This is a genomic window from Ramlibacter sp. (genome assembly GCF_035706265.1).
Lineage (GTDB): Bacteria > Pseudomonadota > Gammaproteobacteria > Burkholderiales > Burkholderiaceae_C > Ramlibacter.
Genome location: NZ_DASSVG010000614.1, coordinates 1 through 25,737 on the forward strand (window position 1 = coordinate 1; position 25,737 = coordinate 25,737).

Annotated in this window: 25 protein-coding genes; 12 read left to right on the top strand and 13 right to left on the bottom strand. The window is 70.7% G+C overall.

Annotation, left to right across the window (positions count from 1 at the left end; all coding sequences use genetic code 11):
* A partial coding sequence (locus VFM98_RS21895; protein WP_325112007.1) for an AI-2E family transporter occupies window positions 1-560 on the bottom strand: 560 nt, incomplete at its 3' end.
* An 88-nt stretch (window positions 561-648) separates the two neighbouring features.
* Between VFM98_RS21895 and purM the strand changes: the two genes are divergently transcribed.
* From purM to VFM98_RS21910, 3 genes are all read left to right on the top strand, one after another.
* Entirely contained in the window at window positions 649-1,686 is a 1,038-nt protein-coding gene (gene purM / locus VFM98_RS21900) for a phosphoribosylformylglycinamidine cyclo-ligase (protein WP_325112008.1), read from the top strand.
* Between the two features lie 4 nt (window positions 1,687-1,690).
* Complete coding sequence (locus tag VFM98_RS21905) at window positions 1,691-2,878, top strand: MFS transporter (protein WP_325112009.1); 1,188 nt, start codon at window positions 1,691-1,693, stop codon at window positions 2,876-2,878.
* A 150-nt stretch (window positions 2,879-3,028) separates the two neighbouring features.
* Window positions 3,029-3,769: a ParA family protein gene (locus tag VFM98_RS21910; protein ID WP_325112010.1), complete on the top strand. Its 741-nt coding sequence runs from the start codon at window positions 3,029-3,031 to the stop codon at window positions 3,767-3,769.
* Between the two features lie 170 nt (window positions 3,770-3,939).
* Here VFM98_RS21910 and VFM98_RS21915 read toward each other — a convergent pair whose 3' ends face one another.
* Together VFM98_RS21915 and murJ are read right to left on the bottom strand one after the other, a co-directional pair.
* Window positions 3,940-4,794 carry a SirB1 family protein gene (locus VFM98_RS21915; RefSeq protein WP_325112011.1) on the bottom strand — a complete coding sequence of 285 codons (855 nt, stop codon included), beginning with the start codon at window positions 4,792-4,794 and terminating at the stop codon, window positions 3,940-3,942.
* Between the two features lie 67 nt (window positions 4,795-4,861).
* On the bottom strand, window positions 4,862-6,427 hold the full coding sequence (gene murJ / locus VFM98_RS21920; RefSeq protein WP_325112012.1) for a murein biosynthesis integral membrane protein MurJ: 1,566 nt from the start codon (window positions 6,425-6,427) through the stop codon (window positions 4,862-4,864).
* 117 nt (window positions 6,428-6,544) lie between these two features.
* Between murJ and rpsT the strand changes: the two genes are divergently transcribed.
* Window positions 6,545-6,853, top strand: coding sequence for a 30S ribosomal protein S20 (gene rpsT / locus VFM98_RS21925; RefSeq protein ID WP_325112013.1), 309 nt, complete (start codon window positions 6,545-6,547; stop codon window positions 6,851-6,853).
* 286 nt (window positions 6,854-7,139) lie between these two features.
* On the opposite strand, the gene VFM98_RS21930 is transcribed toward rpsT, so the two are convergent.
* The gene (locus tag VFM98_RS21930; RefSeq protein ID WP_325112014.1) at window positions 7,140-7,463 is read right to left on the bottom strand and encodes a DUF3579 domain-containing protein; all 324 of its coding nucleotides are present in this window, start codon (window positions 7,461-7,463) and stop codon (window positions 7,140-7,142) included.
* 273 nt (window positions 7,464-7,736) lie between these two features.
* On the opposite strand from VFM98_RS21930, the gene VFM98_RS21935 reads away from it, so the two are divergent.
* Entirely contained in the window at window positions 7,737-8,930 is a 1,194-nt protein-coding gene (locus VFM98_RS21935) for an aspartate aminotransferase family protein (RefSeq protein ID WP_325112015.1), read from the top strand.
* Between the two features lie 8 nt (window positions 8,931-8,938).
* The gene (argF, locus tag VFM98_RS21940) at window positions 8,939-9,859 is read left to right on the top strand and encodes an ornithine carbamoyltransferase (RefSeq protein WP_325112016.1); all 921 of its coding nucleotides are present in this window, start codon (window positions 8,939-8,941) and stop codon (window positions 9,857-9,859) included.
* A 132-nt stretch (window positions 9,860-9,991) separates the two neighbouring features.
* On the opposite strand, the gene VFM98_RS21945 is transcribed toward argF, so the two are convergent.
* Window positions 9,992-10,393, bottom strand: a complete 402-nt coding sequence (locus tag VFM98_RS21945) for a hypothetical protein (RefSeq protein WP_325112017.1) — start codon at window positions 10,391-10,393, stop codon at window positions 9,992-9,994.
* An 84-nt stretch (window positions 10,394-10,477) separates the two neighbouring features.
* Here VFM98_RS21945 and VFM98_RS21950 point away from each other — a divergent pair, with 84 nt between their 5' ends.
* The 6 genes from VFM98_RS21950 (at window position 10,478) to kynA (ending at window position 14,986) form a co-directional block, all read left to right on the top strand.
* Window positions 10,478-10,801, top strand: coding sequence for a YkgJ family cysteine cluster protein (locus tag VFM98_RS21950; protein ID WP_325112018.1), 324 nt, complete (start codon window positions 10,478-10,480; stop codon window positions 10,799-10,801).
* A gap of 11 nt (window positions 10,802-10,812) precedes the next feature.
* Window positions 10,813-11,409, top strand: coding sequence for an ABC transporter ATP-binding protein (locus VFM98_RS21955; RefSeq protein ID WP_325112019.1), 597 nt, complete (start codon window positions 10,813-10,815; stop codon window positions 11,407-11,409).
* Window positions 11,406-12,197 (top strand): ABC transporter permease, encoded by a 792-nt coding sequence (locus VFM98_RS21960; RefSeq protein WP_325112020.1) that lies wholly within the window; start codon window positions 11,406-11,408, stop codon window positions 12,195-12,197. Before VFM98_RS21955 ends, VFM98_RS21960 begins: the two co-directional genes overlap by 4 nt.
* 109 nt (window positions 12,198-12,306) lie before the next feature.
* On the top strand, window positions 12,307-12,936 hold the full coding sequence (gene kynB, locus VFM98_RS21965) for an arylformamidase (protein WP_325112021.1): 630 nt from the start codon (window positions 12,307-12,309) through the stop codon (window positions 12,934-12,936).
* A complete protein-coding gene (kynU, locus tag VFM98_RS21970) occupies window positions 12,933-14,198 on the top strand; it encodes a kynureninase (protein ID WP_325112022.1) in 1,266 nt (421 codons plus the stop codon). Before kynB ends, kynU begins: the two co-directional genes overlap by 4 nt.
* Window positions 14,195-14,986 carry a tryptophan 2,3-dioxygenase gene (gene kynA, locus VFM98_RS21975; RefSeq protein WP_325112023.1) on the top strand — a complete coding sequence of 264 codons (792 nt, stop codon included), beginning with the start codon at window positions 14,195-14,197 and terminating at the stop codon, window positions 14,984-14,986. Before kynU ends, kynA begins: the two co-directional genes overlap by 4 nt.
* Before the next feature lie 79 nt (window positions 14,987-15,065).
* Here kynA and VFM98_RS21980 read toward each other — a convergent pair whose 3' ends face one another.
* From VFM98_RS21980 to serC, 8 genes are all read right to left on the bottom strand, one after another.
* The gene (locus VFM98_RS21980; RefSeq protein ID WP_325112024.1) at window positions 15,066-16,247 is read right to left on the bottom strand and encodes an FAD-dependent monooxygenase; all 1,182 of its coding nucleotides are present in this window, start codon (window positions 16,245-16,247) and stop codon (window positions 15,066-15,068) included.
* On the bottom strand, window positions 16,244-19,126 hold the full coding sequence (locus tag VFM98_RS21985; RefSeq protein ID WP_325112025.1) for an aconitate hydratase: 2,883 nt from the start codon (window positions 19,124-19,126) through the stop codon (window positions 16,244-16,246). The genes VFM98_RS21980 and VFM98_RS21985 overlap by 4 nt, the downstream gene beginning before the upstream one ends.
* A 78-nt stretch (window positions 19,127-19,204) precedes the next feature.
* Window positions 19,205-20,173: an FAD:protein FMN transferase gene (locus VFM98_RS21990; RefSeq protein ID WP_325112026.1), complete on the bottom strand. Its 969-nt coding sequence runs from the start codon at window positions 20,171-20,173 to the stop codon at window positions 19,205-19,207.
* Window positions 20,154-22,358, bottom strand: a complete 2,205-nt coding sequence (locus VFM98_RS21995) for a PepSY domain-containing protein (RefSeq protein ID WP_325112027.1) — start codon at window positions 22,356-22,358, stop codon at window positions 20,154-20,156. The genes VFM98_RS21990 and VFM98_RS21995 overlap by 20 nt, the downstream gene beginning before the upstream one ends.
* A 16-nt stretch (window positions 22,359-22,374) precedes the next feature.
* A complete protein-coding gene (locus VFM98_RS22000; RefSeq protein WP_325112028.1) occupies window positions 22,375-22,842 on the bottom strand; it encodes a DUF2271 domain-containing protein in 468 nt (155 codons plus the stop codon).
* Entirely contained in the window at window positions 22,839-23,204 is a 366-nt protein-coding gene (locus tag VFM98_RS22005; RefSeq protein WP_325112029.1) for a PepSY domain-containing protein, read from the bottom strand. The genes VFM98_RS22000 and VFM98_RS22005 overlap by 4 nt, the downstream gene beginning before the upstream one ends.
* A gap of 96 nt (window positions 23,205-23,300) precedes the next feature.
* A complete protein-coding gene (locus VFM98_RS22010) occupies window positions 23,301-24,488 on the bottom strand; it encodes a phosphoglycerate dehydrogenase (protein ID WP_325112030.1) in 1,188 nt (395 codons plus the stop codon).
* Window positions 24,481-25,563, bottom strand: coding sequence for a 3-phosphoserine/phosphohydroxythreonine transaminase (gene serC / locus VFM98_RS22015; RefSeq protein WP_325112031.1), 1,083 nt, complete (start codon window positions 25,561-25,563; stop codon window positions 24,481-24,483). Before serC ends, VFM98_RS22010 begins: the two co-directional genes overlap by 8 nt.
* Window positions 25,564-25,737: the final 174 nt, after the last annotated feature.

Here is a 25,737-nt window from a genome sequence, read left to right on the forward strand (position 1 = left end):
TCCAGCACGCGGGCGACGAGGTGCTTCCAGTCCAGCAGCAGGTAGAACAGCGCCACCGGCACCAGCAGGGCGTTGCCGGCCACCGCCACCGCCACGCTGCCGCCGATCTTCACCGAGGACCAGACCGAGCCGAAGCTGTCGCTCCAGTTGGTCTGCAGGTACTCCACCAGCTGCGCCCGCAGGCTCGCCAGGTCGAGCGAGATGCGCACGCCGAAATCGGCCAGCAGCGGCGACAGGGAGGCATGCAGGCGGTCGAACAGCACCGGGATCTGCGCCCGCATCAGGGGCAGCTCCTTCACCAGCACCGGCACCACCAGCAAGGCGAGCGACAGCACCACCACCAGCGCCAGCAGCTCCACCAGCACCACGGCCAGCACGCGCGGCACGCGGCCGCGCCACAGGGCGTCGAGCCGGTCCACCAGCGGGGTGAGCGCATAGGCCAGCACCGCCGCGATGAGGAAGGGCGTGAGGACCGGGCCGAGCGCGCGCAGCGCCAGCAGGGCCAGGACGGCGATCGCCGTCCAGGCCGCGGCCCGCTTCTGCGTGGGGGTGAATTGCATGCGTGACGGCCCGTGCTGCGGACCCGAAGACACTAGAATCAGCCGCAAATTCTATCGGCCGGCGCGGCACGCTCCGGCACGCACCCGCATGAACGCTTCCCCCCTCTCGTACAAGGATGCCGGCGTCGACATCGATGCCGGCGACGCGCTGGTCGAACGCATCAAGCCGCTGGCGAAGAAGACGCTGCGCGAAGGCGTGCTGGCCGGCATCGGCGGCTTCGGCGCCCTCTTCGAGGTGCCCAAGCGCTACAAGGAGCCGGTCCTCGTGAGCGGCACGGACGGCGTTGGCACCAAATTGAAGCTCGCCTTCGAGTGGAACATGCACGACACGGTGGGCATCGACCTGGTGGCCATGAGCGTCAACGACGTTCTGGTGCAGGGCGCCGAGCCGCTGTTCTTCCTCGATTACTTCGCCTGCGGCAAGCTGGACGTGGACACGGCCGCCGCCGTGGTGGGCGGCATCGCCCGCGGCTGCGAGCTGGCCGGCTGCGCCCTGATCGGCGGCGAGACGGCGGAGATGCCCGGCATGTACCCGGCGGGCGAATACGACCTGGCGGGCTTCGCGGTGGGCGCGGTGGAGAAGGCGCGCATCCTGGCCGGCCAGGACGTGCGCGAAGGCGACGTGGTGCTGGGGCTGGCCTCCAGCGGCGTGCACTCCAACGGCTTCTCGCTGGTGCGCAAGTGCATCGAGCGCGCCGGCGCCCAGTTGCCGGCCACGCTGGACGGCCGGCCCTTCCGCGAGGCGGTGATGGAGCCCACCCGCATCTACGTGAAGAACGTGCTGGCGGCGCTGGCGCAGCATGGGGGCGGCATCAAGGCGCTGGCCCACATCACCGGCGGCGGCCTGCTGGAGAACATCCCGCGCGTGCTGCCCGATGCACTGGCGGCGCAGCTGAAGCTGGGGAGCTGGCCCAGGTCGGAGCTGTTCGCCTGGCTGCAGGCCACCGCCGCCATCGACGACCACGAGATGAACCGCACCTTCAACAACGGCATCGGCATGGTGCTGCTGGCGGCGCCGGCCGAAGCGGCCGCCATCGCCGCCACCCTGCGCGCCGCCGGCGAACAGGTGCACGAGATCGGCCGCATCGTGCCGCGCGGTGAGGGAGCCGCCGTCACGCTCGTCTGACTCCATGCGCGCGGCCTCGCGCCTGCCCGCGGGCATCTGGGCCCTGGGCTTCGTGAGCCTGCTGATGGACGTCTCCTCGGAGATGATCCACAGCCTGCTGCCCGTCTTCCTGGTCAGCGGCCTCGGGGCCAGCATGGTGGCCGTGGGCCTGATCGAGGGCCTGGCCGAGGCCACCGCCCTCGTCATGAAGGTGTTCTCCGGCGTCTGGAGCGACTGGCTCGGGCGCCGCAAGCCGCTGGCGGTGCTGGGCTACGGGCTGGGCGCGGTGTCCAAGCCGCTGTTCGCGCTGGCGGGCACGGTGGGCATGGTGCTCGGCGCGCGCCTGATCGACCGGGTCGGCAAGGGCGTGCGGGGTGCCCCGCGCGATGCGCTGGTGGCCGACCTGGTGGCCCCCGAGCAGCGCGGCGCCGCCTACGGGCTGCGGCAGGCGCTCGACACCGTCGGCGCCTTCCTCGGCCCGCTGGTGGCCGTCGGCCTGATGCTGCTGTGGAACGACGACATCCGCGCGGTGTTCTGGGTCGCCGTGGTGCCCGGGCTGCTGGCGGTGGCGCTGCTCGCCTTCGGGGTGCACGAGCCGGAGGCGCCGCCCGCGCAGCGGCGTGTCAACCCGATCCGGCGCGAGAACCTGCGCCAGCTCACCGCCGCCTACTGGTGGGTGGTGGGGCTGGGTGCCGTGTTCACGCTGGCGCGCTTCAGCGAGGCCTTCCTGGTGCTGCGGGCGCAGCAGGGCGGGCTGGCGCTGGCCTGGACGCCGCTGGTGCTGATCGCGATGAACGTCGTCTATTCGATCGGCGCCTATCCCTTCGGCAAGCTGGCCGACACGCTCTCGCACCGGAAGCTGCTGGCGATCGGCCTGGCGGTGCTGGTGGCGGCCGACCTGGCGCTGGCCGCCGCCGACCGCGGCGTGCTGCTGTGGGCCGGCATCGCGCTGTGGGGCCTGCACATGGCGCTGACGCAGGGCCTGCTGGCCACGATGGTGGCCGACGCCGCGCCGGCCCACCTGCGCGGCACCGCCTTCGGCGTCTTCAACCTCGCCAGCGGCATCGCCCTGCTGGTGGCGAGCGGCCTGGCCGGCTGGCTGTGGGACCGGTTCGGCGCCCCCGCCACCTTCGGCGCCGGGGCGGCGCTGTGCACGTTGTCGCTGGCGTTGGTGATGGTGCCGGGGCCGTTGCGGGCGCGCGGGGCGAAGTGATCCGCGTCGAGGCGGGCAGACATTCTGAAACACGGGCGCGGCGGACGGCACCCGCGGCCGGACCGGCGGCACGCGCGGGCGCCGCGCGGAAGAGCACCATCCCCGAAGAGGCGCGTCCGCCCGTGGCCGCGCCGAGGAGGGGAGGATTCCATGCCGGTGGTCGCGGTCGTGAACCGCAAGGGCGGCAGCGGCAAGAGCACCTTCGCCGCCCACGTGGCGGCCTGGTGCGCGCGCCAGCGGCTGGCCGTGATGCTGGGCGACGTCGACCGCCAGCAGTCCAGCCGCGGCTGGCTGCGCCGGCGCGACCCCGCCCTGCCCGGCATCGCGCCCTGGGTGGTCGACCAGAGGAACGTGCTGCGGGTGCCGACCGGCATCACCCACGTGGTGCTCGATACGCCCGGCGGCCTGCACGGCTTCGAGCTGGCCCGCATCGTGATGTTCGCCGATGCGATCGTGCTGCCGGTCTGCCCCTCGATGTTCGACCGCGAGTCCGCCGCCGCCTGCCTGGGCGAGCTGAAGACGCTGCCGCGCGTGGCCAAGGGCCAGTGCCGCATCGCCACCGTGGGCATGCGCGTGGACGGCCGCACCCATGGCGCGGAGGTGCTGCGCGCCTGGGCGCGCGAGCACGAGGTGGAGATGGTCGGCATGCTGCGCGAGACGCAGCTCTATGTGAGGGCGCTGGAGAGGGGCTCGACCCTGTTCGACGTGGCGCCCTCGCAGGTGGCGGTCGACCTCGCGCAGTGGGAGCCGATCCTGCAGTGGCTGAAGCCGGTGCTGCTGCCGCCGCCGCCGGCGGAGCCGCCGCGGCGGGAGGGGATCCTGCCGCCCGTGCGGCGGGCGCCGGTGCTGGGGGGAAGGCCGCTGCATCCGGGGCAGGGGGTGCTCGCGTAGCTTGAGCGGGCTGAGCGCCTGCTCGTAGGCTGGTGCTGAGCGCCGCAGGCCGAAGCCCAGCGCTTCGCTGCGCTCGCGCATCGCTGGGCTTTCGCTTCGCTCCAGCGCCAGCCTACTCTTTCGCTTCGCTCCAGCGCCAGCCTACTCTTTCGCTGCGCTTCGGCGCCAGCCTACTGTTTGGCCCGCCGCAGGTTCGCCACGCGGTCGGCGATGGCATCGATGTCCAGGGCGTCCTGCGCGTGCACGAGATAGGTCTCGAGGTCGTCGACCGCCAGCTCGGTGTGGCCCTGCTCCGCGTGGGCGAGGCCGCGGTCGCGGTATTCGGCCCAGGCGTCGGGCAGCAGCACGAGCAGCCGGTTCTGCACCGCGATCAGGCGCTGCCAGTCCTCCTGCGCGCGGTGGATCTCCTTCAGGTTGCGCAGCATGCGGGCGATGATGTCGCGCGGGGGCGCGGCCTGCAGGTAGAGGCCGAGCGGCACCTCGAATTCGTCCACCAGGCCGCTGCGCCGCTTGTACGGCTCCAGCCGCTCCGACAACTCCTCGCGCGAGAGCGACTGGCCGGTGAAGGGATCGATCACCACCTGCCCTTTCGGCAGGTTCACCTTGACCATGAAATGGCCCGGGAAGCACACGCCGCGCGCGTGCAGCCCGATGCCCTGCGCCAGCTCGATCCACAGCACCGCCAGCGAGATCTGGATGCCGCGGCGCGTGCGCAGCACCACGTTCAGGTAGCTGTTGTCCGGGTCGCAGTAGTCGTTGACGTTGCCGCCGAAGCTCAGGTCGCGGAAGAAGAACTGGTTCAGCGTGCGCAGCCGCTGCAGCGCCGCCGCGTCGGCGGGGATGCGGCGCTTCAGGCGCGCGAGCAACTGGTCGACGTCGCCCAGCACCGTCTGCAGATCGAGATCCGGGTATTCGTCCTGCGCGATGCTCGCCGCCGCCTCCAGCAGGGGAAAGTGTTCGTCGCTCTGCACCAGCGCGCTGAAATATTCCAGCGGCGTGGGCGCAATGAAGGGCAACGAACTCATGGCAAACCGTTGTAATGGACGGGCCAGGGGCCGTCAAGCGGACAGCGCTCGATGGTGCGCGCCCTCTTCAGTGCGTGACAAATTGACGCAGCTTCACGCCGGCGGCGATCAGCGCTCCGAAATAGAGAGCACCGGCGGCGCCGACCAGCACCGCGAGCATCGCCGCGCGCTTCAGCGGCTCGGCGCGCCAGGCGACCCAGGGGAAGTGGCCGTTGGCCCAGGCGAGGAAGATCGCCAGCAGGACGCTCGCGGCCAGCACCTGCAGCGCGAAGACGCCCCAGCCCGGGCTGGGCTTGTAGCTGCCGCGCCGCAACAGCCCCACCAGCAGCGAGCCGGCGTTGACCAGCGCGCCGAGGCCGATCGACAGCGCCAGGCCCGCGTGCTTGAGCCAGGGCACCAGCGCCACGTTCAGCAGCTGCGTGACCACCAGCGCGCCGATGGCGATGCGCATCGGCGTCTTCATGTCGTGGCTGGCGTAGTAGCCCGGCGCCAGCACCTTGATCGCCACCAGCCCCAGCAGGCCGGTGCCGTAGCCGCCCAGCGCGAAGGCGACCTGGCCGACGTCGCTGTCCTTGAAGGCGCCGTAGTGGAACAGCGTGGCCACCAGCGGCGCCGCGAACACCAGCAGCGCCACCGAGCTCGGGATCGCCAGCAGCACCACCAGCCGCAGGCCCCAGTCCAGCATCGCGGAATAGCGCACCTCGTCGCCGCCGGCGCGGGCGGCGGCCAGCTGCGGCATCAGCACCACCCCCAGCGCGACGCCGAGCAGCGCGGTCGGGAACTCCATCAGCCGGTCGGCGTTGTTCAGCCAGCTCACGCTGCCGGCGGGCAGGTAGGAGGCGATCTGCGTGTTGATCAGGAGCGAGATCTGGGCCACGCTCACCCCGAGCAGGGCCGGCAGCATCAGCCGCAGGATCTGCCGCGTGGCCGGGTCGTGCCACGATTCGCGGATGCCGGCCAGCGCGAGCCGGAAGCGCGGCCACATGCCCAGGCGCCGCAGCGCCGGGAACTGGATCGCGAGCTGCAGCACCCCGCCCGCCATCACGCCGATCGCCTGCGAATAGATCGGCTCGATGCCGATCCGGCGGAACCACGGCGCCGCCACCGTGATCGACAGGATCATGGACAGGTTCAGCAGCACCGGCGAGGCGGCCGGCACGGCGAACTTCTTCCAGGTGTTCAGGATGCCGCCCGCCAGCGCCACCAGCGACATGAAGCCGATGTACGGGAACATCCAGCGCGTCATGAGCACGGCCGCGTCGTAGGCGTAGGGATCCTGGCGCAGGCCACTGGCGAGCGCGTAGACCAGCAGCGGCGCGCCGACCACGCCCACGATGCACAGCGCCACCAGCGTCCACAGCAGCACGGTGGAGACGTGGTCCACCATGCGCCGGGCGCCGGCCTCGCCCTCGGTGGTGCGGCAGGCGGCCAGCACCGGCACGAAGGCCTGGCTGAAGGCGCCCTCGCCGAAGATGCGGCGGAACAGGTTGGGGATGCGGAAGGCGACGTAGAAGGCGTCGGTGAGCGCGCTCACGCCGAAGAAGGCCACGAACAGCATGTCGCGGACGAGGCCGGTGACGCGGGAGGCGAGGGTGAGGGCGGAGACGGTGGAAGCGGCTTTGAACAGGCTCACCGGCGCGAGTGTAGCCCTGCCTTTCCGCGGCCATTCCCCTCCGGCGGCCGGGGAGTGCTTCCGGGCTATAATGTCCGGCTTTGCTGGCATCATCCTCAGACACCGAAGGAACATCCCATGGCATCTGCCAAACCCAAGAAGAAGAACCCCCGCCTGGCGTCCGGCCGCAAGCGCGCCCGCCAGGACGTCAAGCTCAACGCCGCGAACACCTCGCTTCGCTCCAAGTACCGTACCGCGGTGAAGAACGTCGAGAAGGCGGTCGCCGCGGGTGACAAGGCCAAGGCGACCGAACTGTTCGCCAAGGCCCAATCGATCGTGGACACGGTGGCCGACAAGGGCATCTTCCACAAGAACAAGGCGGCGCGCGACAAGAGCCGCCTGTCCGCCAAGGTCAAGGCCCTGCAGGCCGCGACCCCCGCCGCCTGACCCACCAGCGTCAGGTCAGCCCGTGAGCCGCAAGGCCCACGCCGTTTGATCCGGGTGCGCTGCCAGCAAAACGAAAAACCGCCTTCGGGCGGTTTTTTCGTTGGTGCTTTCGCGGCATCGATCCAAGCAGTGCAACAGCCGAACAGCCGGACGCAGAGGACGCGAAAGATACGCAGAGGACGCAAAAAAGACAAAGGAAACCTTAGAAGGTTTTCCTTTGCGTCCTCTGCGTACCCTTTGCGTCCTCTGCGTCCGGCTGTTCGGCTGTTTCAAGCCACCGCCAGTTTCAAGCCGCCTTGCGCTCTTCCCGCATGGGGGGCTCGCCTTCGGTGATCGTCAGTTCGTTGTCGCGGGCGAAGTTCATCACGAAGTCCCAGGCCATGGGCTCGTAGTCGCGCAAAGCCCGGTTGACGATCACGCACTTGACGCCGTCGATCACGGTGGGGATGCACCAGGGCGAGTAGTTCAGGTGGCTGCCCGGCTGCGCGCCGCCGGGGCGGAACGAGCTCATCACCCCGGCCAGGCGCTCGGCCCAGTCGCTCGGGCGGAACGTCCGGCCTTCCCGGGTCACGCCCTGGATGAACACTTCGTCGGCCATCTTCAGAACCATGGGTGGGAGTCGCATCGTCTTGGCGCTGCAGCGGGTTGCTTGCTGCACTGCACAAGTATTCTATCTTATATAAGAGTTGGGGTCGTGACCACCTGTCGCGCAGGCCCCGGGGGCGCCCCCTGCCCGCGGCATCGCAGCGATGCGGAATTCTCAAGCAAAGCCGCGGGGGCGTGTGCCTACAATCGTGCTCCGACGGCTCACTTCGGTGGCGTCCCGAGCAGCAAAAGGGGACCCGCACGTTGAGCCGCTTTCGTTTGGAGAACAGGAAAGCCCATGCCCAACATCGAGGCGGCATCGCCCCACACCATGAACACCTACGGCCGGCTGCCCATCGCCCTGGAGCGCGGCGAGGGGGTGTACGTCTGGGACGTGAACGGCAAGCGCTACCTGGATGCGCTGGCCGGCATCGCGGTGAACACGCTGGGCCACAACCATCCCAGGCTGGTTCCGGCGCTGCAGGACCAGGCGGCGAAGATCATCCACAGCTCGAACTACTACCACGTGCCCAACCAGGAGAAGCTGGCGGCCAAGCTGGTCGAGCTCTCGGGGATGACCAACGTCTTCTTCGGCTCCACCGGGCTGGAAGCCAACGAGGGCGCAATCAAGCTGGCGCGCAAGTACGGCCACGACCGCGGCATCGCGCGGCCCGAGATCGTCGTCTACGAGAAGGCCTTCCACGGCCGCAGCATCGCCACCCTCTCGGCCACCGGCAACGAGAAGGTGCAGAAGGGCTTCGAGCCGCTGGTGGAAGGCTTCATCCGCGTGCCGCTCAACGACATCGACGCCCTGCGCGGCGCGACCGACGGCAACCCCAACGTGGTGGCCGTGATGTTCGAGACCATCCAGGGCGAAGGCGGCATCAACCAGATGCGCATCGACTACCTGCAGAAGGTGCGCGAGCTGTGCGACCTGAAGGGCTGGCTGCTGATCATCGACGAGGTGCAGTGCGGCATGGGCCGCACCGGCAAGTGGTTCGCGCACCAGTGGGCCGGCATCGTGCCCGACGTGATGCCGCTGGCCAAGGGCCTCGGCTCGGGCGTGCCGATCGCGGCGCTGGTGGCGGGGCCCAAGGCGGCCGACATCTTCCAGCCGGGCAACCACGGCACCACCTTCGGCGGCAATCCGCTGGCCATGCGCGCCGGCGTCGAGACCATCCGCATCATGGAGGAAGACGGCCTGCTGGAGAACGCGGCCCGCGTCGGCGCCCACCTCAAGGGCGCGCTGGCGCGCGAGCTCGGCGCGCTCAAGGGCGTGGTGGAAATCCGCGGCCAGGGCCTCATGCTGGGCGTGGAACTGGCCAGGCCCTGCGGCGTGCTGACGCAGCGCGCGGCCGAGGCCGGCCTCCTGATCAGCGTGACGGCGGACACGGTGGTGCGCCTGCTGCCGCCGCTGATCCTCACCGAGCAGCAGGCGGACGACATCGTCGCGATCCTCGCGCCGCTGGTGCGGCAGTTCCTCGCGGAGTGAGCTGCACGATGACCCTCCGCCATTTCCTGCAATTCACCGACTTCACGGCCGACGAGCACGAGTGGATCTTCCAGCGTGCCGCGGTGATCAAGCGCAAGTTCAAGAACTACGAGAAGTACCACCCGCTGGCGGACCGCACGCTGGCCATGATCTTCGAGAAGGCCTCCACCCGCACCCGGGTGAGCTTCGAGGCGGGCATGTACCAGCTGGGGGGCAGCGTGGTCAACCTGACCAGCGGCGACAGCCAGCTCGGGCGCTCGGAGCCGATCGAGGACACGGCGCGCGTGATCAGCCGCATGGTGGACCTGGTGATGATCCGCACCTTCGGCCAGGAGCGGATCGCCAAGTTCGCCGAGTACTCGCGCGTGCCGGTGATCAACGGCCTGACCAACGAGTTCCATCCCTGCCAGATCCTGGCGGACATCTTTACCTACATCGAGCACCGCGGCTCCATCAAGGGCCGCGTCGTGGCGTGGGTGGGCGACGGCAACAACATGGCCAACACCTGGCTGCAGGCGGCGGAGCTGCTCGGATTCACCGTGCACGTCAGCACGCCCAGCGGCTACGAGGTGGACCAGGCCGTGGCCGGCATCCGCAAGGGCGGCAGCTACAAGGTATTCAAGGATCCGATGGAGGCCTGCCGCGGGGCCGACCTGGTGACCACCGACGTGTGGACCAGCATGGGCTTCGAGGCCGAGAACGAGCAGCGCCGCCAGGCCTTCGCCGACTGGTGTGTCGACACGGAGATGATGAAGCAGGCCCGGCCCGACGCCCTCTTCATGCACTGCCTGCCCGCCCACCGCGGCGAGGAAGTGCAGGCGGACGTGATCGACGGCCCGCAGTCCGTGGTGTGGGACGAAGCGGAGAACCGCATGCACGTGCAGAAGGCCTTGATGGAGTACCTGCTGCTCGGCAAGGTAACGGAATAGTGTCTTGCTCCCTCCCCCTCCGGGGGAGGGTAGGGGTGGGGGCACTCCCGCGCTTCCCGTTTTTTTGAAACCTCCCTGAAGGGAGCGCCCCCCTCCCAGCCTCCCCCCGGAGGGGGGGAGGAGCAACACCCGTCAGGCGAAGCGCCCTGCCCTGGCCGGCGCCTCGACCTTCCCCAGCTTGACCAGCCGCTGCTCCACCGCGAACGCGGTGCGCCCCAGCTCCTGCGCGACCTGCTTCATCGGGATGCCGGCATCGAAGGCGATCTCCAGCGCCGAATCCTCCTGCTCCGACCAGGGCTTGCCGGCGTTGGCGGGCCTGGGCCGCGCCCGCGCCGCTGCCCGCGCCTCACCCGCAGCCTCGCCGCCGGCCGGACGCTCGCTCGCGGCCTCCTCCAGCGCACGCGCCACCACGTGCAGCGCCCGGATCACCGGCGGGGCGTTGTAAGGGCTGTCTTCGGGCATGGCCTCCCCGGTGACGGGATGGATGCCCTGCGCCAGGGTGTCGATAATCTGGCGCGCGATCTGCAGTTCCATGCTTTGCTCCTGGGTCGTGAGGGACACTGTATCCACGTACAGTTCATCCTCAACGCGCGCGTCCCGTTTAGGTTTCTCATCCCGATGGCCGATCCCGCCGACCACCCCTGCCTGCGCTGCGGCGCCTGCTGCGCCGCCTTCCGCGTCGATTTCGCGGCCGAGGAGCTCGAGGACCAGGGCGGCTGCGTGCCGGCCGGCCTGGCCGTCGAAGTGACGGCCCGCACCTGGCGCATGCGCGGCACCGACCACGCGCCGGCGCGCTGCGCGGCCCTGGTCGGCAAGGTGGGCGAGCGCGCCTCCTGCGGCATCTACGAATGGCGGCCCAACCCCTGTCGCGAGCTGGAGCCGGGCAGCCCCGCCTGCGAACGGGCCCGCGCCCGCCACGGCCTGCCGGCGCTCGCGCCCTGAGCCGGCGCGCGATGCTCGAGACCCTGCGCCTGCAGCGCCTGCACGTCGGCCCGATCGACCTGCAGGCCGGCGCCGGGACCTGCGTGGCCATCGAAGGGCGCTCCGGTTCGGGCAAGAGCGTCCTGCTGCGCATGATCGCGGACCTCGATCCGCACGCCGGCGACGCGGCCCTCGACGGCGAACCCTGCTCGCGCATGCCGGCGCCGCGCTGGCGCCAGCGCGTGACCTACGTGGCCGCGGCCACCGGCTGGTGGTACGACACCGTCGCGCCGCACTTCGAGGATGGGGAGCGCCTGCGCGCGCTGCTGCCGCGGGTGGGCCTGCCCGCCGAAGCCGCCGGGTGGGAGGTGGCGCGGCTTTCCACCGGCGAGCGCCAGCGCATCGCGCTGCTGCGCGCCCTCACGCCCACGCACCGGGTGCTGCTGCTGGACGAACCCACATCGGGCCTGGATGCCGAATCCACGGCCCAGGTCGAGGCGCTGCTGCACGACGAACTGGCCCGCGGCACGATCATCGTGATGGTGACGCACGATCCCGGCCAGGCCGGCCGGCTCGCCCACCAGCGCTACCTGCTCGCCGACGGGCGCCTGCACGAGAACATGCTGTGACGCAGCAACTGTCGACGGCGCAGCTGGCCACGACCGCGCTGCTGGTGCTGCTGGCCGCCGGGCTGTCGCTGCTGCTGGAGCTGCGCATCGCGCGCCCGCTGCTGGTGGCCGCCGCCCGCACCGTCGTGCAGTTGCTGCTGGTCGGCCTGGTGCTGCAAAGCCTCTTCGCGCAGGAGGCGTCGTGGCTCACGCTGCTGGTGATGGCCCTGATGCTGGGCGCCGCCGCGCACGAGATCCGCTCGCGCCAGCAGCGCCGTTTCGCCGGGCCTTGGTCGCTCGTGCTCGGAGGCCTGCCGGTCGCGATGGCCAGCATCCTGGTGACCGGCGTGGCGCTGGCCACCCTGCAGCCGCAGCGACTGCTGTCGCCGCTGGTGGCGATCCCGCTGTTCGGGATCGTGCTGGGCAACGCGATGAGCGCGGCCAGCGTCACGCTGAATTCCTTCACCACGACGCTGCTGCGCGAGCGCGCGTCGGTGGAGGCGCGGCTCGCCCTCGGCGCCACCCGCCGCGTGGCATTGGGTGCCGTGCAGCGCGACGCTGCGCGCAACGGCATGATCCCGATCGTCAACCAGATGGCCGCCGCCGGCCTGATCACGCTGCCCGGCATGATGACGGGCCAGATCCTCGCCGGCATGGCCCCGGTGGACGCGGCGAAGTACCAGATCTTCGTGCTCTTCCTGCTGGCCGGCGCCTCCGCGCTGGCCGTCGCGGCGACCACCTACGCCGCGGCCTGGCGCGCGACGGATGCACGCCACCGGTTGCGGCTCGACCGGCTGCACCCCGCCTGAGCCGCCCCCGCGGGGCCGCGGCCGCCGATCCTTCAGGCCTCAACATTTTTCGGCCGCTGTTGGAATCGACCGACACCACGCGTCCCGATCGCGGCGCACACTGGGCCGCATGCCACGCCTCTGGGACATCTCGCCGCCGGTGCAGGAAGGCGCTCCCGTCTTCCCCGGCGACACGCCGTACCGCCAGCAATGGGCCGCGACCATCGCGCCCGGCTGCCCGGTGAACGTCAGCACCCTCACGCTGTCGCCCCACGTGGGCGCGCACGCCGACGCGCCGCTGCACTACGACCCGCAGGGCGTGCCGGTCGGTGCCCTCGACCTGGAGCCCTACCTCGGCCCCTGTCGCGTGATCCATGCGATCGGCCGCGGGCCGCTCGTGGCGTGGGAGGACCTCGCCCACGCGTTGCAGGACCTGCCGCCGCGCGTGCTGGTGCGCACCTACGAGCGCGCGCCCGTGGACCGCTGGGATCCGCAGCTCGCCGCCTTCGCGCCCGCCACGCTGGAGCGCCTGGCGGATCTCGGCATGCGCCTGGTCGGCATCGACACCGCCAGCATCGACCCGGCCGAAAGCAAGACGCTGGAGAGCCACCAGGTGATCCGGCGCCGCGGCCTGCGCGTGCTGGAGAACCTGGTGCTCGACGCCGTGCCGGAAGGCGACTACGAGCTGATCGCCCTGCCCCTCAAACTCATGACCGCGGACGCGTCGCCGGTGCGCGCCGTGCTGCGCAGCCTGCCATGACCACCACCTTGCAAGACTGCCGCGCGCTCGACGCGAGCGACCCGCTGCGCCCGTTGCGCGATCTGTTCCTGCTGCCCGAAGGCGTGATCTACCTGGACGGCAATTCGCTCGGCCCCTTGCCCAAGGCGGCCCCCGAGCGCGTCGCGCGCGCCGTGCGCGAGGAATGGGGCGAGGGCCTGATCCGCTCCTGGAACACGGCCGGCTGGTACGAGCTGCCGCGCCGGCTGGGCGACACGATCGCCACGCTGGTCGGCGCCGGCCCCGGCGAGGTGGTCGCCACCGACAGCACCTCCGTCAACCTGTTCAAGGTGCTCAGCGCCGCGCTGGCCCTGTGCGCCGCCGACGCGCCCGGACGCCGCACGGTGGTGAGCGAGCGCAGCAACTTCCCCACCGACCTCTACATCGCCGAAGGCCTGTGCCGCGAACGCGGGCTGGAGCTGCGGCTCGTCGAAGCGGAGGACATCCCGGCGGCGCTGGATGCGCGCACGGCGGTGCTGATGCTCACCCACGTCAACTACCGCACCGGCGCGATGCACGACATGGCGGCCGTGACGCGCGCGGCGCACGAGCGCGGCGCGCTGGTGGTGTGGGACCTGGCACACAGCGCTGGCGCGGTGGAAGTCGACCTGCACGGCGCCGACGCCGATTTCGCCATCGGCTGCGGCTACAAGTACCTCAATGGCGGCCCGGGCGCACCGGCGTTCGTCTGGGTGCATCCGCGCCACGCCGAGCGCTTCTGGCAACCCCTTTCGGGCTGGTGGAGCCATGCGGCGCCCTTCGCCTTCACGCCCGACTACCGGCCGGCTGCGGGCATCGCGCGCTACCTGTGCGGCACCCAGCCGGTCCTGAGCATGACGGCGCTGGAATGCGGCCTCGAGACGCTGCTCGCCGCGCAGCCGCTGGGCGGCATGGCGGCGCTGCGGCGCAAGTCGCTCGCGCTCACGGATCTCTTCATCCGGCTGGTGGAGGAACGCTGCGCCGGCAACGGCCTGGCGTTGGTGACGCCGCGCGACCACGCGCAGCGCGGCTCGCAGGTCTGCCTCGCGCGCGACGAAGGGGCCTATGCCATCGTGCAGGCGCTGATCGCGCGCGGCGTGATCGGCGACTTCCGCGCCGGCCCGCCCGACATCCTGCGCTTCGGCTTCACGCCCCTGTACCTCGGCTTCGAGGACGTGTGGAACGCGGTGGAGCAGCTGCGCGAGGTGCTGGAAAGCGGCGAGTGGCGCCGCGGCGAATTCAACCGCAAACAGGCAGTCACATGAGCACGGAAATGAACTACGGCGACTACCTGCAGCTCGATACCATCCTGCAGGCGCAGCAGCCGCTCTCGCCGGACCACAACGAGATGCTGTTCATCGTGCAGCACCAGACCAGCGAGCTGTGGATGAAGCTGATGCTGCACGAGCTGGCCGCGGCCAAGGCCTGCATCGCCCGCGACGAGCTGGCGCCCGCCTTCAAGATGCTGGCCCGCGTGTCGCGCATCATGGAGCAGCTGGTGCACGCCTGGGACGTGCTGGCCACCATGACGCCGCCCGAATACAGCGCGATCCGTCCCTACCTGGCCAGCTCCAGCGGCTTCCAGAGCTGGCAGTACCGCTGCATCGAGTTCATGCTGGGCAACAAGAACGCGGCGATGCTGCGCTCGCACGAACACCATCCGGAGCGCCTGGCCGTCGTGCGCGCGGCGCTGGAGGCGCCGTCGCTCTATGACGAGGCCTTGCGGCTGCTGGCGCGGCGCGGCGTGCCGGTGCCGGCTTCGCACCTGGAGCGCGACTGGACCCAGCCTTATACGGCCAGCCGCGAGGTGGAGCAGGCCTGGCTGGTGGTGTACCGCGCACCGAAGGAGCACTGGGACCTGTACGAGCTCGGCGAGGAGCTCACCGACCTGGAAGACGCGTTCCGGCTCTGGCGCTTCCGCCATGTCACCACCGTGGAACGCGTGATCGGCTTCAAGCGCGGCACCGGCGGCACGGGCGGCGTGCCCTACCTGCGCAAGATGCTGGACGTGGTGCTGTTTCCGGAGTTGTGGCAGTTGCGGACGGATTTGTGAATCGCCCGGCGCTTCGCGCATCGCTGGGCTTCGCGCGGCTCAGCACCAGCCTACGAATCGCGCGAACCCCAGCGCTTCTTCACGCGCCGTACAACCACGGCTGGTCCAGCAGGCGCGCGCCCAGCGTCGCCATCGCCGCATTGCGCGCCACCCGCAGCGCCCCGGTCGCGTGGAAGATGGTGCCGTTGCGGCGCGAGCGCTCCTGCACGCGGGCCACGCGCTTCCAGCGATTGAGCGCATAGCGCCGCAGCGCGGTGGGCACGTCCAGCGTGCGCTCGTCCGCCACCGACAGCACGCGCTCCAGCTCGCGCGCGTCCTCGATCGCCATGCCGGCGCCCTGTGCGAGATAGGGCCGCATGGGATGCGCCGCGTCGCCGAGCAGCGCGATGCGGCCCTGCGCCATGGCGTCGGGAGCGGCGACCGGCGGCCGGTCGTGCAGGATCCACAAGCGCCAGGACGGCACCGCCGCCACCCGCTCGCGCACCGCAACGCACACCGGCCCCAGCGCGGCCTCGAGCTGCGCCTGCGAAGCCGCGTGGTCCCAGCTGCGCGGATCGCCCGGCTGCGTGCCCTGCACGACGCACACCGCATTGAGCCACTCGCCGCCGCGCAGCGGATAGGTGACCAGGTGCATGCGCGGCGCCAGCCACACGGTCACTTCGTCGCTGCGCAGCGCGGCCGGCAGGTCCTGCTGGCGCGCCAGGCCGCGGTAGGCCAGGTGGCCGGTCGGCTGCGGCGGCCCGTCGCCCACCACGGCCGCCCGCAGCTGGCTCCACACGCCGTCGGCCACCACCAGCGCGTCGCCCTCCACCGGCGTGATGCGCGCGGTGCGCAGCTGCACCACCGTCTCGACGGGCTCCGCGGCTTCCACCCGGCAGGCCAGGTGCATGCGGGTGCCGGCGGCCTCCGCAGCCGCGAGCAGGGCCGCCTGCAGGTCCGCGCGGTGCACGGCGAGATAGGGCGCGCCGTAGCGCCGCGCGATGGCGTCGCCCAGTTCCAGCACGCCGAGCTCGGCGCCGTCGGCGCCGTCGCGCCCGCGCAGCCGCGGCGGCGCCACGGCCTGCCGGCCCAGCTCGCCTTCCAGCAGGCCCCACTCGCGCAGGATGCGCGTGCCGTTGGGCCCCAGCTGGATGCCGGCGCCCACCTCGGAAAAGACCTCCGCCTGCTCGAACAGGCGGGCCTCCCAGCCGGCGCGGCGCGCCGCGACCGCCGCCGCCAGCCCGCCGATGCCGCCTCCGCTGATCAGGAGTTCGGACGTCACCCCGCCAGCAGTTGCCGCAGCACGTAGGGAAGGATGCCCCCGTGGCGGTAGTAGTCGGCCTCGATCGGCGTGTCGATGCGCAGCGTGAGCTTCACCTCGCGGCATTCGCCGTTCGGCTGGCGGATGGTCAGCGCGGCCTGGCTTTGCGGCTTGAGTTGCGGATCGACCTCGATGTCGATCAGCTCCTCGCCGGTGAGCCCCAGCGACTGCCAGCTGGTGTCACCCTGGAACTGCAGCGGCAGCACGCCCATGCCCACCAGGTTGCTGCGGTGGATGCGCTCGAAGCTGCGCGCCACCACGGCCCTGATCCCCAGCAGCTGGGTGCCCTTGGCCGCCCAGTCGCGCGAGGAGCCGGTGCCGTATTCCTCGCCGGCGAAGATCACGGTGGGCCGCCCCTCGGCGATGTACTTCATCGCCGCGTCGTAGATGAACATCTTCTCGGCGTTGCCGGCCGCATCGCGGTACAGCGTCAGGCCGCCCTCCTCGCGCGAGCCGTCCGGGCCCGGCGGCAGCATCAGGTTCTTGATGCGCACGTTGGCGAAGGTGCCGCGCATCATCACCTCGTGGTTGCCGCGCCGCGAGCCGTAGCTGTTGAAGTCGGTCTTCTTCACCCCGTGCTGGATCAGCCAGTGGCCCGCGGGCGAGTTCTCCTTGATCGAACCGGCGGGCGAGATGTGGTCGGTGGTGATCGAGTCGCCGAACAGCGCCATGATGCGCGCGTCGCGCACCGTCACGGGCGCCGCGGTGCCCGCTGCCGCAGCCGCTTCGGCGCCGGGCGCCTCGAGGCCGAAGCCCTCGAAGAAGGGCGGCTCCGCGATGTAGGTGCTCGGCGGCCAGTCGTAGGTGGCGCCCGAGACGCCCTGGATGTCCTCCCACAGCTTGCCCGGCTCGCTCTTCACCTTGCCGTAGCTCGCGCGGTAGCCCTTGGGATCCATCGCGTACTTCATCAGCTTGTGGATCTCGTCGGTGGAAGGCCAGATGTCGCCCAGCCACACGTCCTTGCCGTCCTTGCCCTGCCCCACCGGCTCCGTCATCAGGTCGCGCAGCACGGTGCCCGCAATGGCGTACGCCACCACCAGCGGCGGGCTGGCCAGGAAGTTGGCCTTGATGTTCGGATGGATGCGGGCCTCGAAGTTGCGGTTGCCGGAGAGCACCGCGGCGCACACGAGATCGCTCTGCGCGATCGCGTCGTTGATCTCGGGCGTGAGGTCGCCCGAGTTGCCGATGCAGGTGGTGCAGCCGTAGCCCGCCACCGTGAAGCCCAGCTGCTCCAGGTAGGGCAGCAGCTTCGCCGCCTTCAGGTACTCGGTGACCATGCGCGAGCCGGGCGCGAGCGAAGTCTTGACGTGCGGCTTGACCTTCAGGCCCTTCTCCACCGCCTTCTTTGCCAGCAGGCCGGCCGCCAGCAGCACGCCGGGGTTCGACGTGTTGGTGCAGCTCGTGATCGCCGCGATCAGCACGTCGCCGTTGCCGATGGTCACCTCGCCCACTTCGACCGGGGGCACGGAGAGCGTGTGGGCCGAGGGCGGCGTCGGCTTGTTGGCCTCCATCTCCAGCTCGAAGCGCGGCGCGGCCAGCGGTGTCGGCGGGTTGTCGGGCGTGCGGTCTTCGGCCGTGTGGGGCTTGTCGATCAGGTGGCGCGTGAGCAGCAGCTCCTCCGGCTGGTTGAAGCCGTTTTCGGACACCGGCCTGGAGAACAGGGCCTTGAAGGTGCTGGCCACCTTGCCGATCTCGATGCGGTCCTGCGGGCGCTTGGGGCCCGAGAGGCTGGGCACGACGTCGCCCAGGTCCAGCCGCACGACCGTCGAATAGTCGACCTCGCCCGGCAGGGGCACGCCGAACATTTCCTGCGCCTTGAAGTAGGCCTCCAGCAGCTTGATCTCTTCCTTGCTGCGGCCGGTGCCCTCGAAGTAGTCGAGGGTGCGCTCGTCCACCGGGAAGAAGCCCATGGTGGCGCCGTACTCCGGCGCCATGTTGCCGATGGTGGCACGGTCGGGCACGGCCAGGCTGCGCGTGCCCTCGCCGAAGAACTCGACGAACTTGCCCACCACCTTGTGCTTGCGCAGCAGCTCGGTGATGGTGAGCACCAGGTCGGTGGCCGTGCAGCCTTCGCGCAGCTGGCCGGAGAGCTCGAGCCCGACCACGTCGGGCGTGAGGAAGTAGACCGGCTGGCCCAGCATCGCCGCCTCGCCCTCGATGCCGCCCACGCCCCAGCCCACCACGCCGATGCCGTTGATCATGGTCGTGTGGCTGTCGGTGCCCACCAGCGAGTCGAAGTAGCAGACCCCGTCCTCGCGCCGGTGCACGCCGCGCGCCAGGTATTCCAGGTTTACCTGGTGCACGATGCCGAAGCCGGGCGGCACCACGCCGAAGGTCTTGAAGGCCTGCATGCCCCACTTCATGAACTGGTAGCGCTCCTTGTTGCGGGAGAACTCCAGCTTCATGTTGAGGTCGAGCGCGTCGCGGGTGCCGTAGTGGTCGACCATCACCGAGTGGTCGACCACCAGGTCGACCGGCACCAGCGGCTCGATCCGGCCGACGTCCTTGCCCAGCCGCTGGGCCGCGCTGCGCATGGCCGCCAGGTCGGCCAGCAGGGGCACGCCGGTGAAGTCCTGCAGCACCACCCGCGCGACCGTGAAGGGGATCTCTGTCGTGCGTTCGGCGTTCGGCTGCCAGTTGGCGACCTGCTCGATGTGCTCGGCCGTGATCTTGCGGCCGTCGCAGTTGCGCAGCACCGACTCGAGCACGATGCGCATCGAGACGGGCAGCCGTTTCACATTGGGGAAGTGGTGCGCGAGCGCAGGCAAGGAATAGAACTTTCCTTCGAGCCCGCGGCCGGCCTTGAAGCCCTGGAGTGTTTCGGGGAATGCGTGCGCCATTCTCTGACCTCTCGTTGTTTCTTTCGGAGGATTGTGCCGCCAGATGAATGGTTGGGGTGAATCGTGGCTACGTCGTGGCTACGCCTCCGCGAAACAGCCGGTGCCGCTGGCCCGCCAGCGCTCGCCCTCGCGCACCACGAACAGGGCATCGAGCCCGGCGCGCTGCGCGTGCGCACGCCCCGCCTCTTCCCCGAGCACCATCAGCGCCGTCGCGTAGGCGTCGGCGTCCATGCAGCGCCGCGCCACGACGGTCACCGATGCGAGCGCGCTGCGCAGCGGCGCGCCGGTGCGCGGATCCATGGTGTGCGAGACGCGCTGGCCGGCGACCTTGGCCCAGTGGCGGTAGTCGCCCGAGGTTGCGATGGCCCCGTCCTGCAGCTCGATCACGGCCATGGCCGCGCGCACGTCCTCGCTCGGCTTCTCCAGCGCAATCGACCAGCCCGTGCCATCGGGCTTGGTGCCGCGCGCGCGCAGTTCCCCGTCGATGCCCGCCAGCCAGGACTGCAGGCCGTAGCCGTCCAGCACGCGCGCGAGTTCGTCGACGCCGAAGCCTTTCGCGATCCCGCACAGGTCCAGCGCCACGGGGCCGTGCTTGCGCGCGCGGCAGCCCGGCACGTCCACTTCGAGCAGCTGCTCGATCGGGGTTCGCAGGCGCGGCTGCGCTGCCGGCGCATCCAGCTGGCGCGCAGCCGCCGGCCCGAAGCCCCAGGCGTCCACGAGATCGCCCACGCCGATGTGGAAGGCGTTGTCCGACTCGCGCCCGATCTCCACCGCGCGCTGCAGCACGAGCGCCAGCTTCGGCGGAATGGGCGTCCAGACGTCCGGGGCAGCGCGGTTCAGGCGCGACAGGTCGGAATCCGGCTTCCAGTTCGACATCTGCCGGTCGACGGTGGTCACGGCGGCCTCCAGCGCATCGGCGATGGCCTGCACGTCGGCACTCACCGGGGCATGGAAGCGGGCCGTGTAGCGCGTGCCCATGGTGTCGCCGCTGATGCGGCAGTCCTGCAGCCGCAGCGCCGGCAGCCACTCAATAGACGTCTTCGACATAGCGTCCCTCTGCACGCAGTTGCGCGACCGACAGGCCGGAGCCGGCCAGGATGCGTTCCCAGGCAGCCGCCACGCCGTCGGCCATCCTGCGGCCGCCGCAGACGAGCACCTGCCCGCCCTCGGCGACGAGCTCGCGCAGGCGCGGCGCATCGGCGAGCAGGCGGTCCTGCACGTAGGCGCGATGCGAGGTGCGCGAGAAGGCGGTGGTCAGCGAACGAAGGCGGCGCTCGCCCACCAGGCCCTGGAGTTCGTCGCGGTACAGGAAGCCGTGGTCGGCATCGCGGGCGCCGAAGTACAGGTGCATGGGCCGCCGCGGCGGATTGCGGCGGATGAAGCCGATCAGCGGCCCGATGCCCGTGCCGGCGCCCACCAGCACCACCGGCGCCGCGCCCGCGGCGGGGCGGAAGCGCTCGTGCGGCCGCACGAAGGCCTCGATGCGCGCGCCCGGCTGCAGGCCCGTGAGGTGGCCGGAGCACAGCCCGCCGGGGTGGCGGCGCACGCAGATCTCGACCACCCCGTCGGCGGACGCGCTCGCCAGCGAGTAGTAGCGCGGCGCGCCGCCGCCCGGCGGCAGCACGCCCAGCAGGTCGCCGGTCTCGAAGGCCGGCAGCCCGCGCGATCGCCACGGCAGCCACGACTTCGCCGCCGCTTCCGGCACGAAGCGCAGGACGGCCGTGAGCGCTTCGGGGTCGGCCCCGTAGTCGGCGCGCGAGACGAGCGTGAGCGTCGTCGTGCGCGGCACCAGCGGCGTGTAGCGGACTTCCAGCGGCAGGCCGATCGCCTGTGCCAGCCACTCGCACCAGGCGCGAAATTCCGGTTCCGACTGGCGGTCCACGGTGCCGGGCTCGCGCAGCGGCGCGAAGCCGGCGACGGCAAGGGCCTCGTGCACGGCGTGGGCGTAGCCGCAGAACTGCTGGAACTGCCGGTCGCCGAAGCCGAGCACCGCGAACGAGGCGTCCGCGGGCAGCTGCATTGCGGGCAGCCGGCCGAGGAACTGGCGCGCGCTCTCGGGCGCCTCGCCGTCGCCGTAGGTCGAGGTCAGCACGAGCAGCCTGCGCGCGTCGCGATAGCGCGCCTGCAGCGCGTTCATCGGCGCGGTGTGCACGCGCCGTCCGGCGCGAGTGAGAGCGTCGTGCAGCGCCACCGCGAAGCCCCAGGTGGCGTTGCCCTCGCTGCCCACCAGCAGCACCGTGTCGGCTTCCTGCGCCGGCGCGTTGGCGGCCAGGCGCGGCAGGGCCCGGCGGCGGCGCAGCCACAGCAGCGTGCCCGTGGCGGCAAGGAACGGCACCGTCAGCGAAGCGGCACCGAGCAGCAGCGCGAGCCACCAGATCCCTTCGCCGGTGTGCAGCAGGCGCACCGTCGCATGCAGGCGCTGCCAACCGTCGGCGGGCGCATAGGACAGCCAGGTCCCCTTGGCCGGATCGACGGCGCCGCTGCCATCGGCCGTTTCCAGCTCGATCACGTCGGTGGGATCGTCGGCCGCGGCCAGCTTCAGCTGGTGCAGCCGGGAGACGTCCACGGCCAGGGCCGGCATCTGCGCGAGCGGGAGCCGTGCCCGGGCCGTGGGCTGCACGTCGGGGAACGGTTCCTCGCTGCCGCCTTCGGGCAGCAGGCCGAAGGTGGCGAGCGACATCAGCACGCCCGTGGCCGCCGAGAGCACGAGCGCCGCCAGCGCCACGCGCGCCGTCTCGTCGTGCAGCTTCTGCAGCCGGTTGCCGCGCACAGGGGCGAAGAGCCGCTTCCAGCCGCCCATGCGGCGCGCCATCAGGGCCAGGCCCGAGAGCGCGATCAGCAGCAGGCAGGCCGCCGTGACCCCCGCCGCCACCCGCCCGACATCGTCGAACAGCAGCTTGCGATGCAGGTTCTTCACCCAGACCTGGGCGGCCGAAGGCTGGTACGGCCCGATGGCGGCGCCGGTGGCGGGGTCGACGATCGAAGCCTGCTGCTCCTGGCCGACCATGTGGTAGGCCACGAGCGTGCCCGAGGGCTCGCGCGCGAGCGTCTCCACCTGTGGCACGCGGGCGCTCACGCGCGCGGCCAGCGTCGCCACGTCCAGCGTGCCGGCGCTGCGCGCCTGCGCCTGATCCAGCGCGGGGAACACGGAGAGCACCGCACCGCTCAGCGCCACGACGGCCAGCAGCAGCGCGGCCACCAGGCCCGGGATCGAATGCAGCCTGCGCAGCATCGTGCCCTCCCTGCGCCTAGAGGCTGTAGCGGAAGGACTTGACGTAGCCGCGTCCCGCCACCGGCTTGCCGGCGCCGGCGGCCGTGAGCGGCACCACCACTTCCGACGGGTTGTCCTTCATCTTCTCGACGGAGGTGTCGATGTGGATCTCGTAGCCGGCGTCGATCAGCGTGTCGGCCACCTCGACGCTCACCTTCAGGGTGCGGCCGGCCCCCACGCTGGCGCCGCTGAGGCCGTCGACCCGGGCGCCGCCGCCGGTGGCGCGGTTCCAGTCGCGCAGGTGCTTCCAGTACTTGGCCTTGGGCGCCGCGACCCACAGCGTGCGCTGGTAGGCGCCGTTGCGGTCGGTGAGGTAGACGGCGAGATAGGCGCCGTCGCCGCCGTAGCTGGCGAGTTGCGTCTCGAGGGTGACCGGGCGGGCCGACGCGAGGGACGGCAGGGCGAGTGCGGTCGCGGCAGCGGCCAGGGGCCATGCTTGTTTCATTGCTCTTGCTCCTGAAGGGGATGGGATGGGGATGGGGAAAGGTTCTCGGCGTTGCGTGCGCGCTGCCGGTCCCGCTCGCCGTGCGCGCGCTTGAGCCGGATCACCTGCAAGGTGGCCGGATCGAGCTTCGCCTTGAAGCGGACGCCCTCCGTGTCGCGGCCCTTGATCTCGTAGCAGCCGTCGTCGACCTTGAGGCTGCGCACCTGCCAGCCTTCGCGCTGCGCCAGCGCATGCACCGCGCTGCGCGGCTGCCAGGCCGCCGGCGGCACGTCGCAGTCGTCGTCGGCCCAGGCGGTGGCACTGGCGAGCGCGAAGAGCGCGAGTGCCGGCGGGCGGAGGAAGGGGAAAGGATTCAGGGACATCACGCGACCTCTCGATGGGACGCATGATGGGCCGGGCTGCTTAGCGTTTTCTTATCGCCCGGGACCCGGGCGCACTGCGCGGCGCCCGGTGCGAATTCAGGCGACCGGCAGGTAGCGCACCGCCAGCACGCCCTCGATCGCGCGGATCTGCTCCAGCACCGAGGCCTCCACGGCGCTGTCCACGTCCACCAGGGTGTAGGCCATGTCGCCGCGCGACTTGTTGACCATGTTGTGGATGTTCAGGCCGGCCTGCGCCATCGCGGTGGAGATCTGGCCCAGCATGTTGGGCACGTTGGCATTGGCGATGGCGACGCGCCAGTTCGATTCGCGCGCCATGGTCACCGGCGGGAAGTTCACCGCATTGCGGATGTTGCCGTGCTCCAGGAAGTCGCGCAGCTGGTCGGCCACCATGCGGGCGCAGTTGTCCTCCGCTTCGCGCGTGGAGGCGCCCAGGTGGGGAAAAGCGATCACGTGCGGGTGGCCGAGGATGGTGCGGTTGGGGAAGTCGCAGACGTAGCTTCCCAGCCGGCGCGCGTCGAGCGCCGCGACCACGGCCTCGTCGTCCACCACCCCTTCGCGCGAGAAATTCAGCAGCACCGCATGGGGGCGCAGCAGGCGCACGTTGCCGGCATTCACCAGGTGGCGGGTGGATTCCAGCAGCGGCACGTGCAGGCTCACGAGGTGCGAGTTGCGCAGCACATCCTCCACGCTCGCGGCGCGCTGCACCTGCGAGGGCAGGCTCCAGGCCGCATCGACCGTGATCTCGGGGTCGAAGCCCAGGACGTGCATGCCCAGCTTGATGGCTGCGTCGGCCACCAGGCAGCCGACCTTGCCGAGGCCGATCACGCCCAGCGTCTGGCCCTGCAGCTCGAAGCCGGCGAAAGGCTTCTTGCCCTCCTCGATCGCCTGCTCCAGCCCCGGGGCGCTGGCATCGAGGCCGGCCACGAAGCCCTGCGCCGCGCCCAGGTTGCGCGCGGCGATCAGCATGCCGGCGAGCACCAGTTCCTTGACCGCGTTGGCGTTGGCGCCGGGGGTGTTGAAGACGGGCACGCCGCGCGCGCTGAGCGCGAGCACGGGGATGTTGTTAGTGCCCGCGCCGGCGCGGCCGATCGCCAGCACGGAGGCCGGGACGGCCATGGAATGCATGTCCGCCGAGCGGACCAGGATCGCATCGGGCTCGGCGATGTCCTTGCCCACGACGTAGCGGCCGGCCGGCAGCCGCTCCAGACCCGCCTTCGAGATCTGGTTCAGCACCAGCACCGCGAAGGCAGGCTTGTCAGGCATGGCGGCCTTCGAATTCCTTCATGTACTGCACCAGCGCCTGCACGCCCTCGATCGGCATGGCGTTGTAGATGGAGGCGCGCATGCCGCCCACCGAGCGGTGGCCCTTGAGCTGCAGCATGCCGCGCTTCTGCGCGCCGTGCAGGAAGGCCTCGTTCAGCGATTCGTCGTTGAGCCAGAACGGCACGTTCATGAGCGAGCGGTCCTCCTTGGCGATGCCGTTGCGGTAGAAGCGGCTGGAATCCAGGAAGTCGTAGAGCAGCTTCGCCTTCTCGCGGTTGTGCTGCTCCACCACCTTCAGCCCGCCCATCTTCTTCACGTGCTGGAACACCAGGCCCGCGATGTAGATGGCGTACGTCGGCGGTGTGTTGTACATGGAATCGGCATCGGCCTGCAACTTGTAGTTGAAGGCCGAAGGCGTGATGGGCAGCGCGTGGCCCAGCAGGTCCTCGCGCACGATCACCACCGTCAGGCCCGAGGGGCCCATGTTCTTCTGCGCGCCGGCGTAGATCAGGCCGTACTTGCGCACGTCGATCGGGCGCGAAAGGATGTCCGAAGACATGTCGGCCACCAGCGGCACGCTGCCGGTCTCCGGCGTCCAGTGGAACTGCACGCCGCCGATGGTCTCGTTGGAGCAGATGTGGACGTAGGCCGCTTTCGGGTCGAGCTTCCACTCCGCCTGCCTGGGGATCGCCGTGAACTTGCTCGCTTCGGCGGTGGCGGCGACGCTGATCTCGCCGTAGGTCTTGGCTTCCTTGTACGACTTCTTCGACCAGTCGCCGGTGAGCACGTAGTCGGCGCGGCCGGTGGCGCCGATCAGGTTCATCGGCACGATGGCGTTCTCGCCGATGGCGCCGCCCTGCATGAACAGCACCTTGTAGTTGGCGGGGATGTCCATCAGCTCGCGGAAGGTGGCTTCCGCTTCGGCGTGGATGGAGATGAATTCCTTGCCGCGGTGGCTCATCTCCATGACCGACATGCCGGTGCCGTGCCAATCCAGCATCTCCTCTGCGGCCTGGCGCAGGACGGGTTCGGGCAGCACGGCGGGACCGGCACTGAAATTGAAAACGCGGGTCATGGGGAGGCTCTTCTCTCGGTCGTTCACGGGGGGAGGCCGGGCGCGGCCGCGCCCGGAACTGCCAGCATACCAAGACCGCAGCGCCATTCCCGCGCACGCCTGTCTTGTCATTCCCGCGCAGGCGGGAATCCAGAGCAGTGCTCCTGCGGCCGCGCGCTGCGCGCGAGCCCCGGG